5 protein-coding genes, 1 tRNA gene and 1 rRNA gene are annotated in these 6,632 nt (G+C 68.0%); 3 read left to right on the forward strand and 4 right to left on the reverse strand.

Translation table 11 applies throughout. The annotated features are described in order from the left end of the window. Positions 1–293 precede the first annotated feature (293 nt). From purS to purL, 3 genes are read left to right on the forward strand one after another with little or no spacing between them, the layout of a single operon-like run. Positions 294–566 carry a phosphoribosylformylglycinamidine synthase subunit PurS gene (gene purS / locus SOM11_RS14120; protein WP_320478432.1) on the forward strand — a complete coding sequence of 91 codons (273 nt, stop codon included), beginning with the start codon at positions 294–296 and terminating at the stop codon, positions 564–566. Further along, complete coding sequence (gene purQ / locus SOM11_RS14125) at positions 566–1,261, forward strand: phosphoribosylformylglycinamidine synthase subunit PurQ (protein WP_192060868.1); 696 nt, start codon at positions 566–568, stop codon at positions 1,259–1,261. The genes purS and purQ overlap by 1 nt, the downstream gene beginning before the upstream one ends. Beyond that, positions 1,258–3,603 (forward strand): phosphoribosylformylglycinamidine synthase subunit PurL, encoded by a 2,346-nt coding sequence (purL, locus tag SOM11_RS14130; RefSeq protein ID WP_192060869.1) that lies wholly within the window; start codon positions 1,258–1,260, stop codon positions 3,601–3,603. The genes purQ and purL overlap by 4 nt, the downstream gene beginning before the upstream one ends. Positions 3,604–3,896: 293 nt before the next feature. Here purL and SOM11_RS14135 read toward each other — a convergent pair. The 4 genes from SOM11_RS14135 to rrf all read right to left on the reverse strand — a co-directional run. Next, positions 3,897–3,968 (reverse strand) — tRNA-Gln (locus tag SOM11_RS14135). 52 nt (positions 3,969–4,020) lie between these two features. Continuing rightward, positions 4,021–4,950 (reverse strand): NAD(P)/FAD-dependent oxidoreductase, encoded by a 930-nt coding sequence (locus SOM11_RS14140; protein WP_320478433.1) that lies wholly within the window; start codon positions 4,948–4,950, stop codon positions 4,021–4,023. 2 nt (positions 4,951–4,952) lie between these two features. Then, entirely contained in the window at positions 4,953–6,443 is a 1,491-nt protein-coding gene (gene gltX, locus SOM11_RS14145; protein ID WP_320478434.1) for a glutamate--tRNA ligase, read from the reverse strand. A gap of 97 nt (positions 6,444–6,540) precedes the next feature. Continuing rightward, a 5S ribosomal RNA gene (gene rrf, locus SOM11_RS14150) occupies positions 6,541–6,632 on the reverse strand; the annotation flags it as partial.

The following is a 6,632-nucleotide window of genomic DNA, read 5'->3' on the forward strand; positions in this document are numbered from 1 at the left end:
GGGGGGATTCGACCGGGCGTCCTACGGTGTCGGGCGGATCAGGAGCCCTCGACCGGTGTGGGCGGCAGGAGACCCGATCACGAGGTCTTGTTCCTCACCGCTGAGATCATCCTGCGATGCGAACCGATGACGACGCTGGGAGCCGACTCGCAGTCCGCTGAGCATCGCGCATCGCGACGGCCCCTCTCCGGTCTCGCCGCCGTCCCCAGGAGGCGCTGGTCGCCACCGGTCCGCGCCTCCTGCTGCCGTAGACTCGTCGCGTCCACCCGCTGACGTCTCCGCAGGAGTAAAACGTGCCCACAATCGTCGTCGAGGTCATGCCCAAGGCTGAACTGCTCGACCCCCAGGGCAAGGCCGTCGCCGGCGCCCTGGCCCGTCTCGGACAGAAGCAGCTGACCGATGTCCGCATCGGCAAGCGCTTCGAGGTCACCGTCGAGGGCGAGGTGACCGACGGCGTGCTCGCCGACGTGCGCCGCCTGGCCGACGACATGTTCTCGAACTCCGTCATCGAAGACGTCGTGTCGATCACCGTCGTCGACTCCGCCGACGCCCCCGACGCCGTCTGATGCGCGTCGGCGTCGTCACCTTCCCCGGCTCCCTGGACGACCGCGACGCGCAGCGCGCGGTCCGCCTCGCCGGCGGCGAACCCGTCGCCCTCTGGCACGGCGACCACGACCTCCAGGGGGTCGACGCGATCATCCTCCCCGGCGGCTTCAGCTACGGCGACTACCTGCGGGCGGGCGCCATCGCCTCGTTCTCGCCCATCATGACCGAGGTCGTCGACGCGGCGAACAAGGGCGTGCCCGTGCTCGGCATCTGCAACGGCTTCCAGATGCTGGCGGAGGCGCGGCTCATCCCCGGCGCGCACACCCGCAACGCGCACCAGCAGTTCATCCGCCGCGACCAGCGCCTCCGTGTCGAGAACGCCCGCACCGACTGGACGAACGGCTTCACCGAGGGGCAGGAGATCACGATCCCCCTGAAGAACGCCGACGGTCGGTTCATCGCCGACGCCGAGACCATCAAGCGCATCGAGGGCGAGGGGCAGGTCGCCTTCCGCTACCTCGAGGTCAACCCCAACGGGTCGATGGACGACATCGCGGGCGTCACCAACGCGCGCGGCAACGTGGTCGGCCTGATGCCCCACCCCGAGCACGCGACCGAGCCGGGGTTCGGGCCCGACATGCCCGACGCGATGTCGAGCGGCATCGACGGTCTCACCTTCTTCACGTCCGTCATCGAGAGGGCCCTCGCCAGATGAGCATCGACAGCAAGAACACGGCGGAGCAGATCGACGTGCGCCCCGAGGGCCACGTGCCCGACACCGTGGCGAACGCCGCGGCGACCCCCGACAGAGAACAGCCCTACGGCGCCCTCGGCCTCAAGGCCGACGAGTACGCGTCGATCCGCGAGATCCTCGGCCGCCGCCCCACGAGCGGCGAGCTCGCCATGTACTCGGTGATGTGGAGCGAGCACTGCTCGTACAAGTCGAGCAAGATCTACCTCCGGCAGTTCGGCCAGAAGGTCACGCCCGCCATGAAGAAGGACCTCATGGTCGGCATGGGCGAGAACGCCGGCGTCGTCGACGTAGGAGGCGGTTGGGCCGTGACCTTCAAGGTCGAGTCCCACAATCACCCCAGCTACATCGAGCCCTTCCAGGGTGCCGCCACCGGCGTCGGCGGCATCGTCCGCGACATCATCTCCATGGGGGCCCGCCCGGTCGCCGTGATGGACCAGCTCCGCTTCGGTGCCATCGACGCGCCCGACACGGCGCGCGTCGTCGATGGCGTCGTGGGCGGCATCAGCTTCTACGCGAACTGCCTCGGTCTGCCCAACATCGGCGGCGAGACCTACTTCGACGCCGTCTACCAGGGCAACCCCCTCGTCAACGCCCTCGCGGTCGGCGTCCTGCGTCATGAGGACCTGCACCTGGCGAACGCCCGCGGAGTGGGCAACAAGGTCGTGCTCTTCGGTGCTCGCACGGGCGGCGACGGGATCGGCGGCGCCTCCATCCTCGCCTCCGACACGTTCTCGTCGGGTGGCCCGACCAAGCGGCCGGCCGTGCAGGTGGGCGACCCCTTCGCCGAGAAGGTGCTCATCGAGTGCTGCCTCGAGCTGTTCCGCGACGAGCTGGTCGAGGGCATTCAAGACCTCGGCGCCGCCGGCATCAGCTGCGCCACGTCAGAGCTCGCATCCAACGGCGACGGCGGCATGTTCATCGAGCTCGACAAGGTGCTGCTGCGCGACCCGTCGCTCACCGCCGAGGAGATCCTGATGAGCGAGAGCCAGGAGCGCATGATGGCCGTCGTCGAGCCGTCGAAGCTCGAGGCCTTCCTCGCCGTCACGGCCAAGTGGGACGTCGAGACGAGCGTCCTCGGCGAGGTCACCGACACCGGCCGGCTGGTGATCGACTGGCACGGCGAGGAGATCGTCAACGTCGAGCCGCGCACCGTCGCGGTCGACGGCCCGGTCTACGAGCGACCCGTCGCGTACCCGACCTGGATCGACGCCCTGCAGGCGGACTCCGCCTCGGCGCTCCCCCGCCCCACGGGCAACAGCGTGCTGCGCGAGCAGTTCCTCGAACTGCTCGGCTCGGCGAACCTGTCGGACAAGAGCTGGGTCACCAACCAGTACGACACCTACGTGCTCGGCAACACCGCTCTGAGCTTCCCCGACGACGGCGGCATGATCCGCGTCGACGAAGAGAGCGGCCTCGGCTTCGCCATCGCCACCGACGCCAACGGCCGGTACTGCCAGCTCGATCCGAAGCAGGGCGCCCGTCTGGCCCTCGCCGAGGCGTACCGCAACGTCGCCGTGACGGGTGCGGTGCCCGCCGCGGTGACGGACTGCCTGAACTTCGGCAGCCCCGAGAACCCCGAGGTCATGTGGCAGTTCTCGCAGACCGTCGAGGGCCTCGCCGACGGGTGCCTCGAACTCGAGATACCCGTCACCGGTGGCAACGTCTCGTTCTACAACCAGACCGGCACCGTCCCGATCCACCCCACGCCGGTCGTGGGCGTGCTCGGCGTCATCCAGGATGTCGCGAAGCGCGTCCCGTCCGGCTGGCAGGACGAAGGCGACAACATCTACCTGCTCGGCACCACGGCGCTCGAGCTCGACGGCTCGGCATGGGCCGGCGTGATCCACGACCACCTCGGCGGCCGTCCGCCCGCGGTCGACCTCGACGCCGAGCGGCAGCTGGCCCAGCTGCTGGCCGCCGGTGCCGATCAGTCACTCCTCGCGGCGGCGCACGACCTCAGCGACGGCGGCCTCGCGCAGGCCCTGGCGGAGTCGGTCCTGCGGTTCGGCGTCGGTGCGCGGGTCTGGCTCGGCGAACTGCTCGAGCGCGACGGCATCGACGCGGCCACGGCGCTCTTCAGCGAGTCGACCGGCCGAGTGATCGTGTCGGTGCCCCGTGAGGACGACGTGCGGTTCCGTGGCCTCTGCGAAGGTCGCGGCTACCCGGTGGCCCGCATCGGAGTCACCGACGGCGCGTCGGAGTCGCTCGAGATCCAGGATGTCTTCACGGTCTCGCTCGACGAGCTGCGACGCACCCACCGCGCGACGCTCCCCGCGCGCTTCGGAGCGACCATCCCGCAGTAGCAACCACGCAGCACCACGGACGCCCTCGCCATCCCGGCGGGGGCGTCCTTCGTCTGCGCCGGGCCCATCGGGCCGGCAATGCCCCACGCTGGTCAGAAGACGCCCTACCCAGCCGTACGAAGGGCCACAACCGACCACCCTGCCCCGTGCCCCCGGACGAGTACTCCACGCTGGTCAGAAGACGACCCTCCCCGCCGCCGGAGGGGCCACAACCGACCACCCTGACCCGGGCCTCCTGGGTCGGCGGGGGACGCAGAAAGGCCCCGACCAACAGGTCGGGGCCTTTCTCGATGCTGGGGTACCTGGACTCGAACCAAGAACAACTGAACCAGAATCAGTCGTGTTGCCAATTACACCATACCCCAATGATGACACACGTCAGTGCTACATCACTCGGCTCAAACTCGAACCGAGAACCTACTGTACAGCATCACCGAGGCCACGTGCGACACCGATCAGATCGCGGTTGACGACGGCCGCGACCGACGCTCCCGAGCCCGCTGCCACGATCAGCTGCTGCGGCCCCGGCGCCGTCGACTCCCCCGCGGCGTAGAGGCCGTCGACCGTCGTGCGGCCGTGCGCGTCGACGACGAGCAGACCGTCCGAGTCGAGCATCGCTCCGGTGGTGGCGACGTACTCGAGTGCACCCGACCAGGCGGGACGCACGAAGCCACCGGAGCGTTCGATCCGGGCGCCGTCGTCGAGCACGACGGCGCGCATCCCGTCGCGGTCCGCATCGATCGACGCCACACGGCGGCGTTCCACGGTCACCCCGCGTGACCCGAGATCGGCCTCTTCGCTCGGCGTGACGACGTCAGCCCCGTTGGTGAAGACGACCAGGTCAGCCGACCACTGCAGCAGCAGATGCGCCCGTTCGGCGAGGTCGGGGTGCTCGCCGATCACAGCCAGAGGCTGATCACGCTTGTCGTACCCGTCGCACTCGATGCAGCTGTGGATGAACGTGCCGTAGAACGCCTTCAGGCCGTCGATCTCGGGCAGGGTCTCGTGCAGCCCCGTTGCGACGACCACGACCCCTGCGGTCGCGCTGCTGGTGCGCCCACGGAAGTCGCAGTCGATCTCGAAGCCGCCGTCGATGACCGCCACCGACGTGGCCATCGTCATCCGATGCTCGGCACCCTCGTAGCGCAGGAACTCGTCGCGGCCGAGCTTGCGCAGCTCGAGCGGCGAGATGCCGTCGCGAGTGAGGTACCCGTGAGACAGCAGCGTCGCGGAGTTGCGTGGCCGGTTGCCGTCGATGAGCAGCACGCGACGGCGGGCGCGGGCGAGATTGAGGGCCGTGCTGAGCCCGGCCGGCCCGCCCCCGATCACCGCGACTTCGTACTCCATGCTCATGAGCGTGCTGCGAGCCTCTCGAGACGGGCCATCGTCGACTCGCGACCCAGGATCTCCATCGACTCGAACAGGGGAGGACTCACCCGTCGACCGGACAGCGCGACGCGCAGCGGACCGAAGGCCACGCGAGGCTTGAGTCCGAGCCCGTCGACGAGCGCCCCCTTGAGCGCCTCTTGGATGTCGGCGTGATTCCACGACGTCAGCCCCTGCAGAGCCTCCGAGGAGGCGCGCAGCACCTGGACGTGCCCCTCCGGCAACGAGGCGATCGCGTCCTCTTCGTAGACGAGTTCGTCGTCGCTCGTGAAGAGGAACGACAGCATGCCACGGGCCTCTCCGAGAAGAGTCATGCGCTCTTGGACGAGCGGAGCCGCCTCGCCGAGCACTCGACGCTCCGACTCGGTGATCGGATCGGAGACGACGCCCTCGAGATAGGGCAGAAGACGGTCGACGAAGTCGTCGGCCTCGAGACGACGGATGTGGTCTCCGTTGATCGATTCGGCCTTCTTCAGATCGAAGCGTGCGGGATTGGGATTGACGTCCACGACATCGAAGGCCTCGACCATCTCGTCGATCGAGAAGACGTCGCGATCATGCGTCAGCGACCAGCCGAGCAGAGCGAGGTAGTTGACCAGGCCCTCCGGGACGAAACCACGGTCGCGGTGATGGAAGAGGTTGGCCTCGGGGTCGCGCTTCGACAGTTTCTTGTTCTTCTCACCCATGACGTAGGGGAGGTGTCCGAAGCGCGGCACGAAGGTGGTGATGCCCAACTCGACGAGAGCTTCGTACAGAGCGATCTGCCGGGGTGTCGATGAGAGGAGGTCCTCGCCGCGGAGCACGTGCGTGATGCCCATCAGCGCGTCGTCGAGCGGGTTGACGAAGGTGTACAGAGGGACGCCGTTGGGCCGGACCACGACGAAGTCGGTGAACGAGCCGGCCGGGAACGTGATTTCGCCACGAACGAGATCGTCGAAGCTGAGGTCGCGGTCGGGGACTCGCAGTCGGAGCGCCGGCTGACGGCCCTCGGCACGGAACGACGCTCGCTGCTCGTCGGTGAGCTCACGCTCGAAGTTGTCGTAGCCCTGCTTGGGGTCACGACCGTTGGCGATGTTGCGCGCCTCGATCTCCTCACCCGTGGCGAAGCTCTCGTAGAGGAGTCCGCGCTCGAGCAGCTGATCGATGACACCACGATAGATGTCGTGACGCTGCGACTGCCGGTACGGCCCGTGCGGGCCGCCGACGTCGACACCTTCGTCCCAGTCGATCTTGAGCCACCGAAGACCGTCGAGGATCTGCTCGTAACTCTCTTCGCTGTCACGGGCCGCATCGGTGTCCTCGATGCGGAAGACGAGCTTGCCGCCCGTGTGACGTGCATAAGCCCAGTTGAACAGGGCCGTCCGGATCAGGCCGACGTGAGGCGTGCCAGTGGGCGAGGGGCAGAACCGGACGCGCACATCAGTGCCGGTCGCGGTGGAGAAGGGAGCAGACATCGAGGATGATCTTACCGCTTCACCCACGACTGCCGAAGGCGCGTTAAACGCAGAAAGCCCCTTCCGAAGAAGGGGCTCTCTGATCTTACTAAAAGGAGTCCGGCGGTGTCCTACTCTCCCACAAGGTCCCCCTTGCAGTACCATCGGCGCTGAGAGTCTTAGCTTCCGGGTTCGGAATGTGACCGGGCG

The organism is Frigoribacterium sp. CFBP9029 (genome assembly GCF_034045305.1).
In the GTDB taxonomy this organism is placed as follows: domain Bacteria; phylum Actinomycetota; class Actinomycetes; order Actinomycetales; family Microbacteriaceae; genus Frigoribacterium.